This is a genomic window from Paraburkholderia sp. 22098 (assembly GCF_052045935.1).
Taxonomy (GTDB): domain Bacteria; phylum Pseudomonadota; class Gammaproteobacteria; order Burkholderiales; family Burkholderiaceae; genus Paraburkholderia; species Paraburkholderia caledonica.
Genome location: NZ_JBQEPV010000008.1, coordinates 1 through 20,177, shown reverse-complemented (window position 1 = coordinate 20,177; position 20,177 = coordinate 1). Strand labels below are relative to the sequence as shown.

The window sequence follows — 20,177 nt, the reverse complement described above, 5'->3', positions numbered from 1 at the left end:
CAGTGATCAGGTTTCTGCATACCGCAGACTGGCAAATCGGCACGCAGTTCGGCCAGTTCGAGCCGGAGGAGGCCGCGCATCTGGCACAGGCGCGCTTCGACACCGTGCGCCGCATCGCCGACGAAGCAGCCGCGCGCCAGGTCGACGCGGTGCTGGTGGCAGGCGACGTGTTCGATCTGCAGACGGTATCCGATACGGTAATCCGCCGCCTGTTCGCCGCACTGCAAGCCTTCGCAGGTCCATGGATCATGTTGCCTGGCAACCACGACGCCGCGCTCGTGGAAAGCGTCTGGACGCGTGCGCAGCGCCTCAATTGCGTGCCGCCGAACGTGCGCCTCGTGCTCGCGCCCGGCGTCGTGTTACTGGACGCATGCCGTTGCGCGGTGCTGTGCGCGCCGCTCACGCAGCGCATTACTTACGACGACACCACCGGCTTTTTCGATACCGCCGAGACACCGCCGGGGTATCACCGTGTGGGCCTCGCGCATGGAAGCGTGAGCGGCATTCTGCAGGAAGGCATCGACTCCTCGAACCCGATCTCGCCGACGCGCGCCGCGAGCGCGCGTCTCGACTATCTTGCGCTCGGCGACTGGCACGGCCACTTTCGCGTCGACGAGCGCACCTGGTACGCGGGCACGCATGAGCAGGACCGTTTTCGCGCGAACGATCCCGGCTTCATGCTCGACGTCACGCTGAGCGAGCCCGGCGCACAACCCGCGGTCGAGGCGGTGCGAGTCGGGCAATACCAGTGGCATCGCTGGGACGAAACGATTTCCGTGCCGACCGATGTGGATTCGCTGAAGACGCGCCTCGCCACGTTGGGCAGCAGCGACGTGCTGCGCGTTTCGGTGACCGGCACGGCCGCGCTGGCCGACGCCGAGGCGCTTCATGTCGCCGTCGAAGAGACCCGTGCGCGCGTGCGTGCATTGCGTGTCGATCTGAGCGGTTTGCAGGTGCTACCCACTACAGAGGATCTCGCAGAACTCGGCGCGCAAAGCGGCTATCTGGCAAAAGTCGTCGCGCGTTTGCGAGGCATGCAGGAGGACCCGCAGTCCGACCCGCAACAGGTCAAGCGCGCGGCAGAGGCATTATTGCTGCTGGCGCGTTTTCAACGTGTATTGCCGCGTGAAGCGAGGTCCGCATGAAGCTTCAGAGCATCGCGATAGAGGAATTCAAACAATTCACCGGGCGTCTTTTTATCGACGACCTGCAGCCCGGTCTCAATCTTTTCGTGGGACCGAACGAGGCCGGTAAGAGCACGATTGCCGAGGCCGTGCGTGCGGTATTTCTCGAACGCTACAAGGCCTCGCATCTGAAGGAATTGCTGCCTTGGGGCAAGGCGAGCGGGCAGCCGTCGGTCGAGGTGAGCTTCGACCTCGACGGCGTTGCATGCCGCCTGTCGAAGCAGTTCGTCACGCGTCAGCGCTGCGAGTTGAAGATCGGCCAGGCCGTTTTCGGCGAAGACGAAGCGGAAGACAAGCTCGCCGCACTGCTCGGCTTTTCGCGTGCCGCGCGCGGGCCGTTGAAGGCGGAAAACGCGGGCGTTCCGGGGCTGCTGTGGGTGCAGCAGGGCGGCACGCAGGATATGCGCGACTCGACCGGTCACGCGGCGCAGTATCTACGCGATGCGTTGTCGCAATTGTCCGGCAGCCGCGAATCGGCGGGCGAGGATGCGTTGATCGCCGCCGTGCAACGCGAGCTTCGGCAACTGCTGACCGCACGCACGCAGAAATCCACCGGGCCGCTCGCGGAAGCCGAAGTCGCGCTCGCTGCGCTGATCGCTGAGCGCGACGATCTGAACCGGCAGCGCGAACAGTTCGATGAAAACATCGCGCGGCTTGCCGCGCAGCAGCAGGCCTTTGAAGAAACCGAACGCAAACGGCCGTGGGAACTTCACGAGCAGAAGGCCGTGCTCGCGCAACAGCGCGCCGATGCGGCTGCGGAACTCGAACGCAGCGTAGACCAACTCGCGCAGGCGTTGAAAGTCAGCGAGGCTGAGCTTGCGCTGCCGTTGCAGCACGAACAGGCCGCGGTGGAACTGGAAACGGCGGTGACGCGAGAGCGTCAACAACTCGACACGGCGCGCGCGAACGTGGCGTCGGTCGAAACCGGATATGCGCAGGCGGCAACCCGCGTGGCGCAACTGGAGCAGGCTTTTACCGATGCAAACCGCGCGCTCGAACTGGCGAACGCGGCGGTGAGTGCCGCAGATCTGCGCAACCAGATCGGTCTTCATCGTGCTGAACTGGAACGGCTCGAAACGGCGATTGCCGCCGCGAGCGAAGCCAACGAAGCGCTCGTAGCAGCCGCGCGCGCTGCAGCCGCCCTCGAAATAGACGAGGCGAAGCTCAAGCGCCTCGCATCGCTCGATGCGTCGCTGACCGTGTTGCGTGCGCGCACCGAAGCGGCGATGACGCGCATCGAATACCGGTTGAGTGGGCCGATTACGGTGGACGATGCGTCCATCAGCGGCACGGGCGTATTGCGTGTCGACGAAGAAAAGCGGATTGGCCTCGGCCAGCTTGGCGAACTGCGCGTGATTCCGGGCGTTTCGGATCTGTCCGCGCGACTGTCGGAACTCGCCGCGCTCGAAGCGCAGCATGCGCAGTTGTTGCAAGCACTCGGCGTCGCTTCGCTTGCCGAAGCCGAATCGAGGCACGAACAGTGGAAGGCGCTCGTCGCGCAGCAGAAAAGTTACGCGAAGGTGCTGGAAGCGTACGCGCCGCAGGGCATCGACGCGCTGCGTGCCGCGTTGGCTTCGGCCACCGCGCGCTCGCAGGCCGCCAACGAGCGGTTGACGAGTTTGCCCGACGTCTCGGCCGCGCTGCCGCTCGACGAAGCGCGGCGCAGCGCCGAAATCGCAGCCTCCGCGCTGGAGAGTGCCCGCAAGATACTGAACGAGGCAACCGAGAAGCGTTCCACCGGCATTGCGACGGCTGAGTCGCTCGCGCTCCAATTGCAGCGCAAGGAAGCGCAACTGAGCGCCCCGGCGTTCTGCCGCAACCGCGCACAGTGGCAGGCGAAGATTGTCGAACAACGCGTGCAGGTCGAGGCGCTGACGAAGCAACGCGAAGCGCGGGCGCGCGAACTCGAAGCCGTGCGTCTGGACGACCCGGCGGCCGAGGCGAAGCGCTATCGCGCGTCGGCGGAACTTGCGCGTCAGGACCAGCACGAGCGGCAGGTCAGCATCGCGCGTTTGCGCAGCCAGCTGGAGACCGTGGGCGCGTCAGGGCTCGGCGAGCGTCTTGCAGCGCTCGACGCAAAAGTGGAGCAGGCCACCCGCCGCAAAGAGGAGCTGAGCTTGCGCGCCGGCGCGTTGAGTCTGCTCGACGAAGTGCTCGTCGCGGAACGCGATGCGGCGGTCGCCCAATTGCGTGCGCCGTTAACGGAACGGCTCGGCCACTATCTGAAGCGGATCTTTCCGCAGTCGACCATCGCGCTCGGCGACGATCTGAGTCCCGCGACGCTCGATCGTTTTGGCCGCGCAGACACGCTCGAAGCGCTGAGCTTCGGCACGCGCGAGCAACTCGGCATTCTCACGCGGCTCGCGTATGCCGATCTGCTGAAGGCGTCCGGCCGGCCGACGTTGCTGATGCTCGACGATGCGGCCGTGCATACCGACGCCGCACGGCGGGATGCGATCAAGCGGGCGCTGATCGACGCTGCCACGCGGCATCAGATTCTGGTGTTCACCTGCCATCCGGAACTGTGGGACGACCTGGGCGTGAGGCAGCGCGCGATCGACGATATGAAGGCCGCGGCGTAACTATCCGTCGGGGCTTACTCGTACCAGCGCGGCGTGTAGACCCACTGCGCGCCCTTGGTGAAGCGGCGCGTGGTGGAGGAGCCCACGATCAGCATTGTGCGCATATCGACAGCCGCTGAGCGCAGTTCGCCTAAGGTCACCGTGCGCAGCGTTGCGCCCGGCCTGCCAATGTCGCGGCCGAGCACGACCTGCGTATGCGCCGCCCGATATTCACGAACGATATCGAGCGCCTTATCGAGTTGCCACGGACGCGCGCGCGAAATCGGGTTGTAGAACGCCATGACGAGGTCCGCTTGCGCGGCATGTCGCAAGCGTTTTTCGATGATGCTCCAGGGCTTCAGGTTATCCGACAGCGACAGCATGCAGAAGTCATGGCCGAGCGGCGCGCCGGCTTGCGCGGCGGTAGCCATCGCCGCCGATACACCCGGCACGATGCTGAGCTCGACAGCGGCCCACGCGCTGTCCTCAGAGGCGTCGAGCGCTTCGAGCACGGCCGCGGCCATCGCGAACACGCCGGGGTCGCCGGACGACACCATCACCACTGACCGTCCCGCGCTCGCGAGTTCGAACGCATGGCGCGCGCGCTGCATTTCCTCGCGATTATCGGTGCCGTGCACGCGTTGGCCGGCGCGCAGCGGGCCGGCCATTTTCACGTACGTCTCATAGCCGAGAATATCGGTGGCCTGGTCGAGCGCCTTACGCGCCGCGGGCACCATCAGTTCCGCGCTGCCGGGGCCGAGGCCGATCACCGTCAGCCGGCCGCGCGCCCGTCCTATCGTGTCGGGATCGACCGCGAGCGGCGATAGAGCGAGGGCGATGCCTTGCACATGATCGTCGTACAACGTTTCGTATGGAATGCGCAGGGCGGCGCGTAAAAGGCTGGCCGGTGATTCGCCGATTGCTGCGTCGCAATCCGTAAAACGCAGCGGCACGTTCAGCAGCGCGGCCGCTTCGGCAAGCGCCGGTTCTGCCATGTGTTCCGATGAGCCAAGCAACGCGGCAAGCGAAAGAGACGCGAGGCCGTGCGCTTCGAGTGAGCTGCGCACACGAGCCGCGATTTCGGCGGCGGGGTTCTTGTCCGCAGTTGATGTCGCGGCGCTGTTCGCCTGTGCGGGCGTTGAAGCGACAGCCTCAAGCGTCACCGCTGCGACCACACTGCGAGGGTGAATCACAAGCTCGTCGTCGCGTCCATTCCACGCGCGAGGCGTGATGCGAATCGCCAGCCGCGCGGATGGCGAGCGCGGCAGTTGTGCATCGTCGAGCCACGGCGCGTCGCCCTCGATACGCGTGCTTTCGCCCGCGAGCAGGTCCGACACGAAACGCTTACCCTGGCCGATATCGGCAAGCGCATAACCATCCGGTGGATTGAGCACACAGGTGCCGAACCGCAACTCGCCACTCGTGGTGATTGCAGGCGATATGGCAAGTGCGGCGGCAATCTCGCGCGCCATCACGTTGACGCCGGCGAGGCCGCCGAGCAACGGCACGACGGCGCTGCCGTCTTCGGCAACGGCGAGCACCGGCGGCTCGGCGCCCTTGTTCGACAGCAGCGGCGCCACGCAGCGAATCACGATGCCGGCCGCGCACAGCGCGACAATCGGCGTGCCTCGTGCATACAGGTCGCGCAGATGCGGGCTCAGTTCGGCGTACGCGACGTCGGCTTCAACGCGGCCTTGCAGCGCATGCACCTGCGAATCCGCATACAGCGTTTGGATGCGCCGCGCGGTATCCAGCGCGCCTGCGCCGAGAATGACGATGGCGGGCGGCATCATCCTTGCCATTTTTCCCCCGGCACGACGAGCAGCGAGAAATACGGCGACGCCATCGGGTCCACTTCAGCGAGCGGGACGATACGCTGGTTGCCCATCGTCGCCCGCTCGACGTACAGCGCGCGGTGCGCGAGTCCGAGTTCGCCGAGCACGCGCCGCACCTTGTCGAAATTGCGCCCGAGTTTCATCACGACAGCGGCGTCCGCATCCGCAAGACGGCGGCGCAGTTCGTCTTCCGGCAGCACGCCCGAGAGCACCGACAGGCTCTGGTTGCGATACACGAGCGGCGCACCGAGCACGGCCGCGCCGCCGAGCATCGAGCAGACGCCCGGCACCACTTCGCTCTCGTAGCGCGCCGCGAGCCGGTCGTGCAGATACATGTACGAGCCGTAGAAGAACGGATCGCCTTCGCAGATCACGGCGACGTCGCGCCCCGCATCAAGATGTGCCCCGACTATGTCGGCCGCAGTGTCGTAGAAGTCGGCAATGATCGCTTCATACGACAGTGGCGGCTCTAGCGCTTCGGTCGTGACGGGATACACGAGCGGCAGTTGCTGCTGCGTGTCGTGCAAATGCGCCTCGATGATGCTGAACGCGTTGCCCTTCTTGCCCTTTGCGACAAAGTAGGCGACCACGGCCGCTGCCTTGAGCAGACGCAGTGCCTTTAGCGTGATGAGTTCCGGATCTCCTGGACCGACACCGAGTCCATATAGACGCCCTGCACGTTGTTGCGCCGTCATTTATTCGATCTCCGTTGCGAGCGCGTTGACAGCGGCCGCAGCCATCGCGCTGCCGCCGCGCCGGCCATGCACGACGACATACGGCACGCCACGGCTATTCTCTGCGAGCATCGCTTTCGATTCCGCCGCGCCGACAAAGCCGACCGGAAAGCCCAGAATCAGCGCGGGCTTCGGCGCACCGGCGTCGAGCATATCGAGCAGATGGAAGAGGGCAGTCGGCGCATTGCCGATCACGACGACGCTGCCGCCCAGATGCGGGCGCCACAATTCGAGCGCGGCGGCGGAACGCGTATTGCCGAGTTCGCGGGCGAGTGCAGGCACTCGTTCATGGGTGAGCGTGCAGATCACGTCGTTGTTCACCGGCAACCGCGCGCGCGTGATGCCTTGCGCCACCATGCCGGCGTCGCAGAGAATCGGCGCGCCTTGCGCGAGCGCCGTGCGGCCTGCTGTGCCGGCATGTTCGGAGAACGCGAGATCGTCGATCACATCGACCATCCCGCACGCGTGGATCACGCGCACCGCGAGTTTTTCGAGGTCGGCAGGAATGCGCGACAGGTCGGCTTCGGCGCGGATCGTCGCGAAAGACTGGCGATAGATCTCCTGACCGTCGCGAATGTAATCAAGCATCGGTGTCACTCATGTGTCGCTTCGAACAAGGCGCGCGATCGTGTCGGCGGCCTGTTCGACTGTCAGTTGGCGCGCGACGCATCGACCGAAGCCGGGGCCCTGGTCGCGTCGAAAAAGGTCGTACATGCCGGGCGCCGCGGCGAGCATCGTAAACGGCGCGCAATGCGCGGCAGCACATGAGCGCGGGCATCCGCTCAAATGCACGTCGACGCCGGCGGGCAGGCGCTTCGCGAGATCCAATGCGTCGGCTTTGGTATCCGCGAGGCTTTTCGCGCAGCCAGTGGAACCGGCGCACGCGATCAGGTGTGTGATGGCTTCGGCGCAATCGCATGCGAGGCCCAGCGCGTTCAGCGCGGCAAGCACAACGGGCACTGAGAGCGTCCGGATATCGGGCAGCAGCACGCTTTGCCACGGCGTGATGCGCAGCGTGCCGTCGCCATGTTGTTGCGCGAGCGCGGCGAGGCCGTGCAGCGTGGTCGCATCGATACGGCCGAGCGGCGGTTGACCGCCGGCATGCCATGTATCCGCGGCGCGTTGCGCATGTGCGCCGAGGCGCAGCGAGGCATCGGCAGTGGTGCTGCGACGCCAGCCGGCGAGCGTCGCGTCGCGTGTCAATGGAAAATCCATGTAGGTTTGCGCCTGCTGCAATATTGCGTCCGCCGAATGCGTGTCGAGCAGATGACGCATACGCGTGGCGTCGGCAGCGGCAAGATCTAGAAACGTATGCAGCAGCGCGCGCACGAGCGCCGGAACTTGCGACGGCAGCACCGAGGCCAGCGCGCCTGTCGCATCCGCATGCGATCTTTCGGACGAGTTCGCAGCGTTGCCTGATGACGATGGTGACTTCCCGCCGATGTGCGTGTTTGCGCTCGCGTTTGCATCCACGGTCGGGCAGCCTGCGAGCCCGAACACGAAGCGCGCCGCACCGGCCGAATCTTGTGCTGCCGCGAGCCACACGTCATGCGGGTGGTCCACTCTCGCGAGCCGCTCGCCGCCGTCGAGCAACAACGCGAATTTCGGCGATAGCGCCGCAAAACGCGGTTCACTTTGCAATAGCGTGAGAAGGGCGGTGCACAGAGGTCTGGTGTCGAACAGTGCGCACGGGTCGCGTCCGGCAGCGGGGCTGATCATGACGTTGCGCACGTCGTCAGCGGCGGCGGCATCGAGGGCGTGCGCTTTTCGATCGTGACCGTGATCGCGATCGTGACGGTGATCGTCTTCGGCGGAATCGGTCGGCGCTCTATCGCCCATTCTTTCAGAGCCGCTTGCAGCGCCCGGTCCGAGCCCCGCATCAATCAGCTTGGCGACCAGCGCACCTTCATGTCCGGCCCGAACACCGCGCAATTGCAGATTCGCGCGATTCGTCAGTTCGATCACACCCGCCGTATGCTGCGCGCTCGCGTTGGCGATCGCCTCGGCCTGAGCCGCGCTCAATTCGCCGCCTGGCAGCTTGATCCGGCAAATCCCGCCGTCGCGCGCCGCCACGATCCGCAGCAGGCCCGGACACGCCGAGGGCCGCAGCGCAGATGCCGCGTCGGGCAAGACAGTGGAGGGCGAAGCTGGATTCAAGACGGACACCGGGTTAGCGTCGCGCGACGGCCCGAGCAAGCGGTCAAAACGGCATTGCTGCGGCATCGGTACACCCCGCCCGATGTTGGCTGGCACGAACAGTCTGGCCGGCAGGTCTCCTGGCTGGCAGGTCGTCGTCCGCCGCGGCCTTCCCGGTTTAACCAGTGGCGCCAAGCGCAGGCGGACTCGCTGCATACAGTTGCGGGGGCAGCCACAGCGGCAATCTTCCCGCTGTGTTCCCTGTTAGGCCCCGAAGGGCACCGGCGGCTGTATTATGCCTTTTTTCGGATAGCACAACGAGGCTGGACGCTTTGACCGGCGTGGCGCAGTGCATTGTTTGAGATACAAAATGAGGAAGGGTGCATGTCGGCGTGGCTGACGGTAGTGGGCATTGGCGACGACGGCTTCGCCGGTTTGGGGCGGCCCGCACGGCGTGCGTTGCTCGAGGCGTCGGTGATTTACGGCGGCGAACGTCATCTGTCGATGTTGCCCGCGCGGCTGGCCGCGCGGCGCGCCGAGTGGCCGCGCCCATTCGATCTCGCGCCGCTTCTGGCCGAGCGCGGCGGCCCCGTTTGCGTGCTGGCGAGCGGCGATCCGATGCTGTTCGGCGTCGGCGCGACGCTGGCTCGACAGTTGCCGCCCAGCGAACTGCGCGTGTTGCCCGCGCCGTCATCGTTATCGCTCGCGGCGGCGCGCCTCGGCTGGCCGTTGCAGGATGTGGCCACGGTGTCGGTGGTTGGGCGGCCGTTGCCCACGCTGAACGCTTATTTGCATGACCGCGCGCGCGTGTTCGTGCTCAGCGCGGACGGGCGCACACCCGCCGCGCTTGCCGACCTGCTGAGCGCGCGAGGTTTCGGCGCAACGCGGATGACCGTGTTCGAACACCTTGGCGGCGACGATGAGCGGCGCATCGACGGCCGTGCGGATCAATGGTCCCCGGGCGATGTCGCCGCGCTGAACCTGGTCGCGCTCGAATGCCGCGCCACCGAAGGCGCGCCGCGCCTGCCGCTCACCTGCGGCCTGCCCGACGACGCGTTCCGTCACGACGGCCAGCTCACCAAACGCGATGTGCGAGCGATCACGCTCGCGCGACTCGCACCGACGCCCGGCGAATTGTTGTGGGACGTGGGTGCGGGCAGCGGCTCGATCGGCATCGAGTGGATGCGCGCGCATCCGACTTGCCGGGCGATCGCCATCGAAGGGCACGCTGAGCGTCAGCGCTTCATCGAGCACAATCGCGATGCGTTGGGCGTGCCGGGCTTGCAACTCGTAGCGGCCCGCGCGCCGCAAGCGCTCGAAGGGTTGGCCGCGCCGCATGCGGTGTTTATCGGCGGCGGCGTGACGGTGCCCGGCGTGCTCGAAGCGTGCTGGGACAATTTGCGCGACGGCGGCCGGCTGGTCGCGAACGCGGTCACGCTGCAAGGCGAGGCGGCGCTCGCCGCATGGCGTGACAAACATGGCGGCACGCTCACGCGAATTGCGCTTGCGGACGCTCAGCCGCTCGGTGGCTTCGATACGTGGCGGCAAGCGCTGCCGATCACCTTGTACGATGTGGTGAAGCGTTGCGCTGCCGATGGTGTCCATAGTGTTGCCGATAACACCAACGCTGCTTCATCGGCGTGACGCTCATGCGCGACGAAACGCCTGAACAACCCGCACCGCTGCGCAGCGGCTACACGACCGGCAGTTGTGCAACCGCCACGTCGCTGGCGGCCGCGCGTCTGCTGCTCGCGGGTGTGGTCAGCGAGGTGGCCGAAATCGTGTTGCCCAAGGGCCAGCATGTGCCGATGCCGCTCGTCTTCTGCCGGTTGACCGATGACGGCGCCGAAGCGGGCACGATCAAGGATGCCGGCGACGATCCCGATGTCACGCACGGCGCCGTGGTGTTCGCGCGCGTGCGTCTGGTCCCTGAGCCAGGTGTGGTGTTCCGCGCCGGGCCGGGCGTGGGCACGGTGACGCGTGCGGGGTTGACGCTCGCCGTCGGCGAACCGGCGATCAACCCGGTGCCGCGCAAAATGATGAGCGAGCATCTTGCAGAACTCGCTGCCGAGCATGCCTATGGCGGCGGTTTCGAAGTGACGATCGGCGTTGAGGACGGCGAAGCGCTCGCGCTCAAAACGATGAACCCGCGGCTCGGGATTGTGGGCGGCCTGTCGATATTGGGCACGACCGGCATCGTGCGGCCGTTTTCGTGCTCGGCCTACATCGCGTCGATTCATCAGGGCATCGACGTTGCGCGCGCTAACGGCTATATGCATCTCGCCGCGTGTACAGGTAACGCGAGCGAAGACGCGATGCGCTCGCACTACGCATTACCCGATATCGCGCTGATCGAAATGGGCGACTTCGTCGGCGCGGTGCTCAAGCATATGAAGCGCGCGCCGGTCGAGCGCCTGAGTATTTGCGGCGGTTTCGGCAAGCTGAGCAAGCTCGCGGCGGGCCATCTCGATCTGCATAGCCGCAACTCGAGCATCGATCTTGAACGGCTCGCCGCATGGGCCGCCGAACAGGGCGCCGACGACGCGTTGCAATCCGCGATCCGCGCGGCCAATACGAGTCAGCAAGCCGTCGCGCTAGCGCACGCGGAGCAGGTGCCGCTCGGCGACATTGTCTGTGCGCACGCGCTTGCCGTCGCACGCGAAATCGTGCCGCCGCAGGTGAACGTGGAGATGTTCGCGATCGACCGCGCGGGCAAGCTGATCGGAGTCGCGCGATGACAAAGGTTCTGCTGCTCGGCGGCACCGGCGACGCTTTACGCATTGGCCGCCAACTTACTTCCGTCGACGTGTACAGTCTCGCGGGACTCGGCAAGGTGCCCGACGATCTGCCATGCAGCGTGCGGGTCGGCGGCTTCGGCGGCAGCGAAGGCATGGCACGCTATATCGCAGATGAAGAGATCGGCCTCGTGATCGATGCGACGCATCCGTACGCGGCGCAGATCAGTGCGAATGCTGTGAATGCGGCTCGTCACGCGGGCGTGCCGTGCTGGGCGCTGCGTCGACCGGCGTGGCAGCCGCGCGCCGGCGACGACTGGCGCATGGTCGACGGCTGGGACGAACTCACCATGGCGCTCGCGCCGTTCAGGCGACCGCTCTTCACGCTCGGACGCGAACCGCTCTCGCATCTCAACGAGATTCCGCCACATCAATTCTGGCTCGTGCGCTGTCTCGACTCGCACGAAGACACGGAACGCGCCCGCATAATCGCGGCGCGCGGACCGTTTACGCTCGAAGGCGAGCGTGCGCTCTTCGCGCTGCAACACGTCGACGTCGTGGTCAGCAAAAATAGCGGCGGCAGTGCAACCGAGGCCAAGCTCGAAGTCGCACGTGAGCGCCGCCTGCCTGTCGTGATGCTGCGCCGGCCTTCGTTGCCCGCGGCGGATCGTGAATTCGAAAGCGTGGCGGAGTTGCTTGACGCGCTGCATCTGTCAAGTTGAGTCGTCCGCTTGCATCAATGGAGTATTGAATGACGGTGTTTTTTATCGGCGCGGGTCCTGGCGATCCGGAGCTGATCACGGTGAAGGGGCAGCGTCTCGTGCGCAGTTGTCCCGTGATTCTCTATGCGGGTTCGTTAGTGCCGTCTGCGGTGCTCGAAGGGCATTCGGCGGTGCAGGTGGTGAACACGGCCGAACTCGACCTCGACCAGATCGTGGCGTTACTAAAAAGCGCGCACGATAAAGGTCAGCACGTAGCGCGCGTGCACTCCGGCGACCCTTCGCTATACGGCGCGATCGGCGAACAGATTCGCAGGTTGCGCGAGCTCGCGATTCCGTACGAAATCGTACCGGGCGTGACCGCAACCGCTGCTTGCGCGGCGGCGCTCGGCTGCGAACTCACATTGCCAGACATTTCGCAGACGCTGATTCTCACGCGGTACGCGACCAAAACCACGATGCCTGAGGGTGAACAGCTTGCCGATCTGGCGCGGCATCGTGCGACGATGGCTATTCATCTCGGCGTGCGGCACCTTGCGCGCATCGTCGAAGAACTGCGGCCGCATTATGGCGGCGCATGTCCGATCGCGGTGATCTATCGCGCGAGTTGGCCCGACGAGGAAAAGATCACGAGCACACTCGACGACATTCTCGGGAAGGTCCAGTCCACGCAGATCGAGCGCACCGCGTTGATTCTGGTCGGACAGGTGCTCGCGGCCGAAGGCTTTGCGAATTCGACGCTGTACGCGAAAGCCTGACGTATCGGAAGGCTTTCGATTGCGTTCGCGCGTCGGCCAGTCGACATACACGTCCGTCCTTCTACCGGCAGCAGCTAGTCTTCGAGCGGCGCAAGCGCTTCGACCGGCATCTTTTTCTCCGTGCCGATGATGATGGCCGGCACGAGAGTCAGCAGCAGCACCACGAAAATCGCGATTGCGAAGATCGAAATGAACGTGAGGTGCAGCGATTGATGCAGCACCATGCGGATTGCTTCGCTACCACCGAGGCTCGCGGCCTGATTTTGCAGCAGGCTTTTCAGTTGGTCCGACGTTACGACGGCGACGCCGTGCGAGTGGCTGAGGCCGAAGTTGAGCACGGCGCCGAATAGCGTGGCGCCTAGCGTGCTGCCCAGATTGCGCGAGAACAGATTCGACGCCGTTGCACTGCCGCGTTCGTCCATTTTCACGATTTCCTGAATCAGGATGAGACAGCTGACGCTCGACGTGCCCATGCCGAAACCCATGATCAGCGAACCGAATGCGGCGACGAGCGGCGAGCCGCCCGGCGCGAGAAACAGCAGCAGCACCGCGCCGATGGGAATGAAAGCACTGCCGCCAATCAGCATGCGCCGCAAGCCAATGCGATGAAACGACTTGGCGGCGAGCGTGGCGCCGGCCGGCCAGCCGACCATCATCATCGTGAGCGCGAGGCCCGCTATCACCGGCGAGCGATTGAGCACGCCTTGCACATACATCGGCAGGAACGTGGTCGATCCCATCAGGATCATGCCGGACAGCAAGGTCGCGCCGTTACACGCTGCAATCGGGCGGCGGCTCCAGAGCGCGAATGAGATCATCGGTTCTTTTGCGCGGCGCTCCTGCAGCACGAACAGCAGCAGGCACACGACGAATGCACCGCCGGCCATCGATGCGTGCGCGAGGTCGTCGTCGCCCGCACAGGTAAGCGCAGTCATCAACGCGGCTATCGCGGCCATGAAAAGCGCCGCGCCCGCGAAGTCGATAGAAGGGCGCGCATGCCGCTCGGACTCTCGTAGAAACGCGATAAATCCTGCTGCCGATGCGAGGCCGATCGGCACGTTCATCCAGAAAATCCACGCCCACGACAAGTTGTGGATGATGAAGCCGCCCACCATCGGTCCCACCACCGCTGAAATCGCCCACACGCTTGCAAGATAACCTTGCACCTTGCCGCGTTCGCGCGCAGGGTAGAGGTCCGCGACGATGGTCAGCGTGACCGGCTGGATCGCGCCCGCGCCGATGCCTTGAATCAGCCGGAACGCGATCATGGCCGGCATCGACCACGCGAAGCCCGCGAGCACGGAGCCGATCAGGAAGATCGCAATGCCGGCCAGCATGACCGGCTTGCGGCCGTACAGATCGGCGAGTTTGCCGAACACCACGGTCATTGCCGTTTGCGTGAGCAGGAACGAAGAGAATACCCAGCTATACAGATGCAGATCGCCGAGTTGCGCGACGATCTGCGGCATGGCGGTGGAAACGATGGTGGCTTCGATGGCGACCATCGCCATGGAAGCCATCACGGCGGCAATGACTAAAGGACGCGACGATTGCGGATTGCGGGACATGGGGCGAAGTTGGATCAGAATAGTGGGTGCGTCCGGCCGCCTGGCGCTCGACCTGCACGCGGCGACGCATGAGCACGGCCGTTCGGAGGCGGCCGACCCCGAGTATGCACCTTGCACAGAATCTTCGCATGCGAGCGGCGCCATCGGCGCCCTGCGCCGTTTGGCACAGCACTTGCGACTTGCAAGGTTCTTTCGACACATGGAGGGTCATTATGAGGATCGAATTCACCGGACGCCGTGAAGTGGTGGCGGCGGCACGCGTCGCCTTCGAAGCCAATGTCGATGGAAAAGACGTCTGGTGCAGCGTCTCGCTCGACGCGCTAAACGACCATTTCGGCAACGGCGGGCCGTCGGCTCACGATCTCGTAGGTACGTTCGAAGCCAATCGCGCGCAGATTGAAAAGGCTACCCAGCGGGTGCTGGAAAAGAACGGCGGGCAGTCGGTGGAACTGGAGACGCGCGACTTCGACAAGACGGGGCCTTAGCATTGGCGCTGCCGCGGTCATTGCCGTCGACGGGTCCGGCATGCGTCGGGCTCGACGGTTGTTCTCGCCGATGAATCTGCGGTGGCTTGGCGATGCGGCTCAGCGGCTCGGCGGCGCTTATGCTGCGAGCCGTTGCAGCACTTGTAGCCAGTCCATGCGCCAAGCGGCGAGTTCACGAGTGCCTGGCCGATTGCGCCGCCCCGATAGCACACCGCCATCCTGCCGACGCCACGGCAACGCGGTATAGTTCGCGCGAACCGCCGCGGCCATGCAAGGCGTGCCGCGTATCTTCGATTATCGGGAGAACATCGTGCAGGAAATCATCGAGGGCTTGATCCGCTTTCAACGTGAAGTGTTTCCACAGCAAAGTGCTTTGTTCAAGCGCCTTTCGACCGCGCAAAGTCCGAGCACGCTTTTCGTGACGTGTTCGGACAGCCGCGTGGTTCCTGAACTGCTGACGCAAGCGGAGCCGGGCGCGCTCTTCGTGATCCGCAACGCGGGCAATATCGTGCCGTCGTATGGTCCGGAGCCTGGCGGCGTATCGGCGACAGTCGAGTACGCGGTCGCCGTGCTCGGGGTGCGCGACATCGTGATATGCGGCCATTCGAACTGCGGCGCGATGACCGCAATTACGACCAATACGAACCTGGACCATTTGCCGGCAGTGGCCGGCTGGCTGCGTCACGCCGATGCGGCGAAGGCGATCAATGCGTCGCGCACCTATCAGTCGCCCACAGAGCGTCTGGACGCGCTCGTCAAGGACAACGTGGTCGTGCAACTGGCCAATATCCGCACGCATCCGTCGGTCGCTGTCGGGCTCGCGAACAAGACGCTGCAATTGCACGGCTGGATCTTCCAGATTGAAAGCGGCGTAATGCTTGCACTCGACGGCCGCACCGGCCAATTCGTGCCGCTGCTCGAGAATCCGAACATTTACGCGGTCTGATTGACGGCGTCTCAGTGCGCCGCGCATGCGGCGTGTAGCCAGTGCCGCTAGCCGCTGTAGCAGCGGAACGCAAGACTGATGCGCGGCCCAACGCGCTCATTGAGCTTGGGAATGCCGTGGTCATGGGTGAACTGCGATGCGTAGCTCATGACGAGGCAACTGCCCGGTTCGAGTTCGACATGCACTGCGCGGCCCGGGCCTTTCTTTGGACGGACCGTCATGCGGCGGCTTGCACCGAGCGACACGATCGCGATCGGCTCGCCGCGCACCAGATTCGCCGTTTTGTCGCTATGCGGCGCGACGCTGTCGTGCTCGTCGCGATAAAGGTTGAGCCCCACGCGATTGAACGGCGCGCCGACCAGCGAACGCACCATCTCGAACGCTTCGCCAAGCGGCGCGGGCAGGTCCGCCGCTTCGCGCAGGAAGGTCGCGATCAGACGGGGCACGAGCACCTCGCGCTCGTACATCATGCGCTGATAGCTGCTCCAGCCTATGTTGCGTAACGCCTCGTCGAACCACCGTTGCGCGAGCTCGGGCGGGACAGAGTCGGGCAGGTAGCGTATGCCGCCGTCGCTGTCGCCGAGTAGCGCAACGGGTTCAGGAGCAAACAGGCCTTGCTGGGACGCCATGGTTCAATGCCGGGCGCGAGCGGCCCGGCCGGCAAATAGTCGGTTCATGCAAAGCATTATACTGTGTTTTTATACAGTATTCTTGCCCGCAGGCTGGACCTCTTGCCCGTGTCCGCGCTTGAGCCTGTTTGCGTCCCTGGAACGCCGCTACTCGCCGGGGCTGTACAGGTCGAGCAGTTTGAGCGTTACGCCGTTGGTCCAGCCGAAGCCGTCCTGAAGCGGATATTCACCGCCACCGCCGCCGCCCGTGCCCGCTCCCTCGACCACGTATTTTTCGACCAGTTTCTTATCCGACGCATAGACGCCTTTCACGTCGGTAAGGAATCGCGTGCCGATTTGTTGCGCGAGGGCGTCGTGGCCATAGCGCTTCAAGCCCTGAATCGCGACCCAGTGCAGCGGCGCCCAGCCGTTCGGCGCGTCCCACTGTTGGGTGGTGTTGTAGGTTGTCGTCGCGAGTCCGCCGGGCTGCAATAACGTCGACTGCACTTGCTGTGCAGTCTTTTGCGCGCGCTCCGGCCATGCCGCGCCCACGAACAACGGGAACACCATGGCGGCGGTCTTGTTGTCGCGCGGTTTCGCGAGCTGCCAGTCATAGTCGCCGTAGTAGCCGTTCGGATTCCACAGGTAGCGATTGATGCCGAGCGCGCGCTTCGCGGCGCGTCCTGCGAATTCGCCGACACAGCGGAAGTCGCGCGTCTCGCTGCAGCCTTTCGCAATGCTGATCTCCAGGTGGAACATCAGGCTGTTCAGATCGACAGGGATGATCGACGTCGTGCGCACCGTCGCGAGCGTCATGTTGTCGCCGAACCAGCGCGAGCTGAAATCCCAGCCGCTTTCCGCAGTGGCGCGCAGTTCGCGGTAGACGTCGTTCGGATTGCGCCCGGTGGCTTTCTGCGCGGTCTGTATGTCCTCCAGATACGATTCGTCGCGAGGCGTGTCGAGTTCGTCCCAATAGCGGTTCAGCACGGTCCGGTCGGGCATCACTACGACATTGCGGGTCGCCGAGCCGGCCGGCGTGGACTTTTCGCCCTGCATCCAGTAGCCATACTCCTTGCGCAGCGCGGGCAGGTACTTCTGATAGACGCCGTGGCCTTCCACCTTCGCCGCGAGTTCCACCATGTGCGAGAAGAAGGGCGGCTGCGAGCGGTCCAGGTAGTAGGTGCGATTGCCGTTTGGAATATGGCCGAACGTGTCGATCATGTACGCGAAGTTGTCGAGCATGTTGTCGACGAGGTCCTCACGGCCCGCTTCCTGCAAGCCGAGCATCGTGAAGTAGGTGTCCCAGTAGTAGCCCTCACGAAAACGGCCGCCCGGCACGACATAGGGCTTCGGCAACGGAATCAGCGAACTGTTCGGCGGCGCGCTCGTGGTCGTGCGGGTGAGGGCAGGCCATAGCCAGTTGATGTGCTCACGCAGCGTCTGATTGGCGGGCGGTGTGATGACCGGCTCGCTCGGCGGCGTGAAGTACTGGTTCACGAAATTCGCCAGCGAAAACCCGGGCTTGCCTCGCTGCTGCTGATAAAGCTGCACGATGACGGCGGGGTCCGCATTTGGCGTTGCATCGACGAAGGTCTTCTGGTCCGGATAGATCTGCGCGGTTTGCACGGCAACGAAGAGGTCGCCGTACAGAATATCGGGCGCGGGCGGCAGAGTGCCGCCTACTTGCGTGTCGGCTCGACAGACCGATGACAGCCCAACGAGGAAGGCAAAGCCTGAAACAGCAACCGCGCGATGCAAGTACTTCAATCGCGCGGCGGGGAGGGAGGGCTGAACGAGGACGCCGGGAACGCCGGACACATTCCCGGCACGGCTAATGCTGCGCACTTGCGATGACACAATCATGTCTCCTCCTGAGGAATGGACAACAGGATTGGTCTGCCTCTTACGCCCTCTGTTTTCATGGCCCGCGTTGGGGCGTGGCTAGCATGGCATAAAACCGGGCGCGCTTCAAACTATGCATGGTGAATGCGCTTCGCGCATCGTCGAAGAGTTATGGTTCACGTTCGTTTAGTTCGGATGCCGAAACGATTGCGTCGAATGTCTGTGTCGGCGAACTTTGATCGACGCCGTAGCTGCTGCCACTGACGCGCCCACATCTTTCGCCGCTTTTCGAATCAGGCGAAATGTCTTTTATGTTAAAGAAAAAGCAATGGAATTGTTTCAATCGCTGATTCATTATTCCCATAACTTACGAATGCAATAATGTGGAAGAATAAAGCGATTGGATCTGCGTTGTTGTGAGACTGTCCATATGCTATTCTCGATTTTGCCTGAGATTCCGAGCGCTTTTCTAGATCAGGCACTTGGGGCGCGTCTTCCGCGAGACCCGCCCCATTTCATTTGGCGCGGAGGTTAAGCGTGTTAAAGGAAATAAAACGAAAGTTAAATCGCAATGACGTCGCTAAAAAGCAACGTCGTAATATAGTGAAAAATAGGTTTTGAATTTCTGCGGTATTCTCCGCCGCTCAATAGCAGCCGCTATTGGATTCAGGAGATATTCAATGAACAAATACGTATTGTCGAGCCTCTCGCTCGCTCTTGCCGGCGCCGCGGGCGTCGCTCATGCACAAAGCTCCGTCACGCTGTACGGCCTGATCGATACAGGCTTGACCTATACGAGCAATTCCGGCGGCAGCAGCAACTTCCAGCAGGCAAGCGGCATTCTGAACGGCAATCGCTGGGGCCTGCGCGGTGCGGAAGATCTCGGCAACGGCCTGAAGGCAATCTTCGTGCTTGAAAACGGCTTCAATCTGTCTACCGGCAAGCTTGGTCAGAACAGCCGCGAGTTCGGGCGGCAGGCGTTCGTCGGTTTGTCGAGCAACCAGTACGGCGCCGTCACGCTGGGTCGCCAGTACGACAGCGTGGTCGATTATCTCGCGCCGCTTGCGCTAAACGGCACGCAGTATGGCGGCACGCTGGCGTCACACCCGTACGACAACGACAACCTGAACAACTCGGTGCGTATCAACAACGCGGTCAAATTCCAGAGCGTCGATTACGCCGGCTTCAAATTCGGTGCGTTATACGGATTCTCGAACGCAGCGGGCAGCTTCGCCGATAGCCGCGCGTACAGCGTCGGCGCGTCGTACGTATTCGGCGGCCTGAAGGTCGCGGCGGGCTATCTGCAACTGAACGGCGGCGGCTCGTCGACGAACACCAGCGGCGCCGTTGCGACTGGCGACTCGACCTTCACGGCGGCGCGCCAACGCACGTACGGCGCCGGTTTGAGCTATGCGTTCGGCCCGGCGAACGTCGGTCTCGTCGTGACGCAAACGCAACTGAACGGCGCGAGCGCGATCAGTTCGTCGGCATCGGGCACGAGCAGCGGGTTGGCTCTGACGGGCGGCAGCGCACGCTTCACGAACTATGAAGTGAACGGCCGTTATGCGTTGACGCCAGCGTTGTCGGTGTCGGGCGCGTACACGTTTACCGACGCGCGTCTGGACGGCGTGAGCCCGAAGTACCATCAGGTCACCGTGCAAACGGACTACGCGTTGTCCAAGCGTACCGACGTCTATGCTGAAGCGGCATACCAGCATGTCGGCAGCACCGGCAACTCGGGTATTACTGCGGACATCGTCGGCGTGAGCGCTTCGTCCACCAGTTCGCAAGTGGTTGGCACCGTCGGTATCCGCCATCGCTTCTAAGCAGTGGCGTCGAGTGCCGCATTAGCGGCACTTTGAAAAAAAGCCCGCAATTTGCGGGCTTTTCTGCGTCGTCGAGACAATGAACATCTTGCGGTCAGCCGCCGATCCAGCGCGCAATGAACGGCATCAGCACGGGAACCACGAACGCGGTGAACACACCATTGAGACCCATGCCGAGCCCCGCGAACGCACCCATTTGCTCGCTGACCTGAAAAGCGCGCGCCGTGCCGATGCCATGCG

The 20,177-nt window shown here is 64.0% G+C and carries 17 protein-coding genes and 1 riboswitch; of the genes, 9 read left to right on the top strand and 8 right to left on the bottom strand.

Annotated elements, in window-relative coordinates; translation table 11 throughout:
* The first annotated feature begins 2 nt into the window (after nucleotides 1-2).
* Both ACTJLB_RS17860 and ACTJLB_RS17855 read left to right on the top strand, forming a co-directional pair.
* Nucleotides 3-1,145, top strand: coding sequence for a metallophosphoesterase family protein (locus tag ACTJLB_RS17860; RefSeq protein ID WP_440784029.1), 1,143 nt, complete (start codon nucleotides 3-5; stop codon nucleotides 1,143-1,145).
* Nucleotides 1,142-3,766, top strand: a complete 2,625-nt coding sequence (locus ACTJLB_RS17855; protein ID WP_440784028.1) for an AAA family ATPase — start codon at nucleotides 1,142-1,144, stop codon at nucleotides 3,764-3,766. Before ACTJLB_RS17860 ends, ACTJLB_RS17855 begins: the two co-directional genes overlap by 4 nt.
* A gap of 14 nt (nucleotides 3,767-3,780) precedes the next feature.
* Here the strand turns inward: ACTJLB_RS17855 and cobJ are convergent, their stop codons facing one another.
* The 4 genes from cobJ to ACTJLB_RS17835 are packed head-to-tail and all read right to left on the bottom strand — an operon-like array spanning nucleotide 3,781 to nucleotide 8,480.
* The gene (cobJ, locus tag ACTJLB_RS17850) at nucleotides 3,781-5,538 is read right to left on the bottom strand and encodes a precorrin-3B C(17)-methyltransferase (protein WP_440784233.1); all 1,758 of its coding nucleotides are present in this window, start codon (nucleotides 5,536-5,538) and stop codon (nucleotides 3,781-3,783) included.
* Nucleotides 5,535-6,275: a precorrin-2 C(20)-methyltransferase gene (locus ACTJLB_RS17845; protein WP_020067897.1), complete on the bottom strand. Its 741-nt coding sequence runs from the start codon at nucleotides 6,273-6,275 to the stop codon at nucleotides 5,535-5,537. The genes cobJ and ACTJLB_RS17845 overlap by 4 nt, the downstream gene beginning before the upstream one ends.
* The gene (locus ACTJLB_RS17840) at nucleotides 6,276-6,902 is read right to left on the bottom strand and encodes a precorrin-8X methylmutase (protein ID WP_410798749.1); all 627 of its coding nucleotides are present in this window, start codon (nucleotides 6,900-6,902) and stop codon (nucleotides 6,276-6,278) included.
* Nucleotides 6,903-6,911: 9 nt separating this feature from the next.
* A complete protein-coding gene (locus tag ACTJLB_RS17835) occupies nucleotides 6,912-8,480 on the bottom strand; it encodes a precorrin-3B synthase (RefSeq protein WP_440784027.1) in 1,569 nt (522 codons plus the stop codon).
* Between the two features lie 83 nt (nucleotides 8,481-8,563).
* Nucleotides 8,564-8,749: riboswitch (cobalamin riboswitch) on the bottom strand.
* A gap of 85 nt (nucleotides 8,750-8,834) precedes the next feature.
* Between ACTJLB_RS17835 and cbiE the strand changes: the two genes are divergently transcribed.
* From cbiE to cobM, 4 genes are read left to right on the top strand one after another with little or no spacing between them, the layout of a single operon-like run.
* Complete coding sequence (gene cbiE, locus ACTJLB_RS17830) at nucleotides 8,835-10,094, top strand: precorrin-6y C5,15-methyltransferase (decarboxylating) subunit CbiE (RefSeq protein WP_440784026.1); 1,260 nt, start codon at nucleotides 8,835-8,837, stop codon at nucleotides 10,092-10,094.
* 5 nt (nucleotides 10,095-10,099) lie between these two features.
* Nucleotides 10,100-11,188: a cobalt-precorrin-5B (C(1))-methyltransferase gene (locus ACTJLB_RS17825; RefSeq protein WP_020067893.1), complete on the top strand. Its 1,089-nt coding sequence runs from the start codon at nucleotides 10,100-10,102 to the stop codon at nucleotides 11,186-11,188.
* On the top strand, nucleotides 11,185-11,907 hold the full coding sequence (locus tag ACTJLB_RS17820) for a cobalt-precorrin-6A reductase (RefSeq protein ID WP_440784025.1): 723 nt from the start codon (nucleotides 11,185-11,187) through the stop codon (nucleotides 11,905-11,907). Before ACTJLB_RS17825 ends, ACTJLB_RS17820 begins: the two co-directional genes overlap by 4 nt.
* A gap of 29 nt (nucleotides 11,908-11,936) precedes the next feature.
* The gene (gene cobM, locus ACTJLB_RS17815) at nucleotides 11,937-12,662 is read left to right on the top strand and encodes a precorrin-4 C(11)-methyltransferase (RefSeq protein WP_440784024.1); all 726 of its coding nucleotides are present in this window, start codon (nucleotides 11,937-11,939) and stop codon (nucleotides 12,660-12,662) included.
* A 74-nt stretch (nucleotides 12,663-12,736) separates the two neighbouring features.
* Here the strand turns inward: cobM and ACTJLB_RS17810 are convergent, their stop codons facing one another.
* Nucleotides 12,737-14,230 carry an MDR family MFS transporter gene (locus ACTJLB_RS17810; RefSeq protein WP_088173714.1) on the bottom strand — a complete coding sequence of 498 codons (1,494 nt, stop codon included), beginning with the start codon at nucleotides 14,228-14,230 and terminating at the stop codon, nucleotides 12,737-12,739.
* Between the two features lie 212 nt (nucleotides 14,231-14,442).
* Between ACTJLB_RS17810 and ACTJLB_RS17805 the strand changes: the two genes are divergently transcribed.
* Nucleotides 14,443-14,715 carry a DUF1488 domain-containing protein gene (locus ACTJLB_RS17805; protein WP_020067889.1) on the top strand — a complete coding sequence of 91 codons (273 nt, stop codon included), beginning with the start codon at nucleotides 14,443-14,445 and terminating at the stop codon, nucleotides 14,713-14,715.
* A gap of 310 nt (nucleotides 14,716-15,025) precedes the next feature.
* Complete coding sequence (locus ACTJLB_RS17800) at nucleotides 15,026-15,661, top strand: carbonic anhydrase (protein ID WP_440784232.1); 636 nt, start codon at nucleotides 15,026-15,028, stop codon at nucleotides 15,659-15,661.
* A gap of 47 nt (nucleotides 15,662-15,708) precedes the next feature.
* On the opposite strand, the gene ACTJLB_RS17795 is transcribed toward ACTJLB_RS17800, so the two are convergent.
* Nucleotides 15,709-16,290, bottom strand: a complete 582-nt coding sequence (locus ACTJLB_RS17795) for an alpha-ketoglutarate-dependent dioxygenase AlkB (RefSeq protein WP_440784023.1) — start codon at nucleotides 16,288-16,290, stop codon at nucleotides 15,709-15,711.
* Nucleotides 16,291-16,437: 147 nt separating this feature from the next.
* Complete coding sequence (treA, locus tag ACTJLB_RS17790) at nucleotides 16,438-18,132, bottom strand: alpha,alpha-trehalase TreA (protein ID WP_440784022.1); 1,695 nt, start codon at nucleotides 18,130-18,132, stop codon at nucleotides 16,438-16,440.
* A 659-nt stretch (nucleotides 18,133-18,791) separates the two neighbouring features.
* Between treA and ACTJLB_RS17785 the strand changes: the two genes are divergently transcribed.
* Entirely contained in the window at nucleotides 18,792-19,937 is a 1,146-nt protein-coding gene (locus ACTJLB_RS17785) for a porin (protein ID WP_020067885.1), read from the top strand.
* A gap of 94 nt (nucleotides 19,938-20,031) precedes the next feature.
* Here the strand turns inward: ACTJLB_RS17785 and ACTJLB_RS17780 are convergent.
* Nucleotides 20,032-20,177 (bottom strand): LrgB family protein (locus ACTJLB_RS17780; protein WP_440784231.1); only part of this gene is annotated, 146 nt, incomplete at its 5' end.

Excerpts from the sequence above, each read along its gene's own strand:
- ACTJLB_RS17855 (WP_440784028.1), top strand. The coding sequence starts at position 1,142 with ATGAAGCTTCAGAGCATCGCGATAGAGGAATTCAAACAATTCACCGGG.
- cobJ (WP_440784233.1), bottom strand. The coding sequence starts at position 5,538 with ATGATGCCGCCCGCCATCGTCATTCTCGGCGCAGGCGCGCTGGATACC.
- ACTJLB_RS17845 (WP_020067897.1), bottom strand. The coding sequence starts at position 6,275 with ATGACGGCGCAACAACGTGCAGGGCGTCTATATGGACTCGGTGTCGGT.
- ACTJLB_RS17840 (WP_410798749.1), bottom strand. The coding sequence starts at position 6,902 with ATGCTTGATTACATTCGCGACGGTCAGGAGATCTATCGCCAGTCTTTC.
- cbiE (WP_440784026.1), top strand. The coding sequence starts at position 8,835 with ATGTCGGCGTGGCTGACGGTAGTGGGCATTGGCGACGACGGCTTCGCC.
- ACTJLB_RS17825 (WP_020067893.1), top strand. The coding sequence starts at position 10,100 with ATGCGCGACGAAACGCCTGAACAACCCGCACCGCTGCGCAGCGGCTAC.
- ACTJLB_RS17820 (WP_440784025.1), top strand. The coding sequence starts at position 11,185 with ATGACAAAGGTTCTGCTGCTCGGCGGCACCGGCGACGCTTTACGCATT.
- cobM (WP_440784024.1), top strand. The coding sequence starts at position 11,937 with ATGACGGTGTTTTTTATCGGCGCGGGTCCTGGCGATCCGGAGCTGATC.
- ACTJLB_RS17810 (WP_088173714.1), bottom strand. The coding sequence starts at position 14,230 with ATGTCCCGCAATCCGCAATCGTCGCGTCCTTTAGTCATTGCCGCCGTG.
- ACTJLB_RS17805 (WP_020067889.1), top strand. The coding sequence starts at position 14,443 with ATGAGGATCGAATTCACCGGACGCCGTGAAGTGGTGGCGGCGGCACGC.
- ACTJLB_RS17795 (WP_440784023.1), bottom strand. The coding sequence starts at position 16,290 with ATGGCGTCCCAGCAAGGCCTGTTTGCTCCTGAACCCGTTGCGCTACTC.
- treA (WP_440784022.1), bottom strand. The coding sequence starts at position 18,132 with ATGATTGTGTCATCGCAAGTGCGCAGCATTAGCCGTGCCGGGAATGTG.
- ACTJLB_RS17785 (WP_020067885.1), top strand. The coding sequence starts at position 18,792 with ATGAACAAATACGTATTGTCGAGCCTCTCGCTCGCTCTTGCCGGCGCC.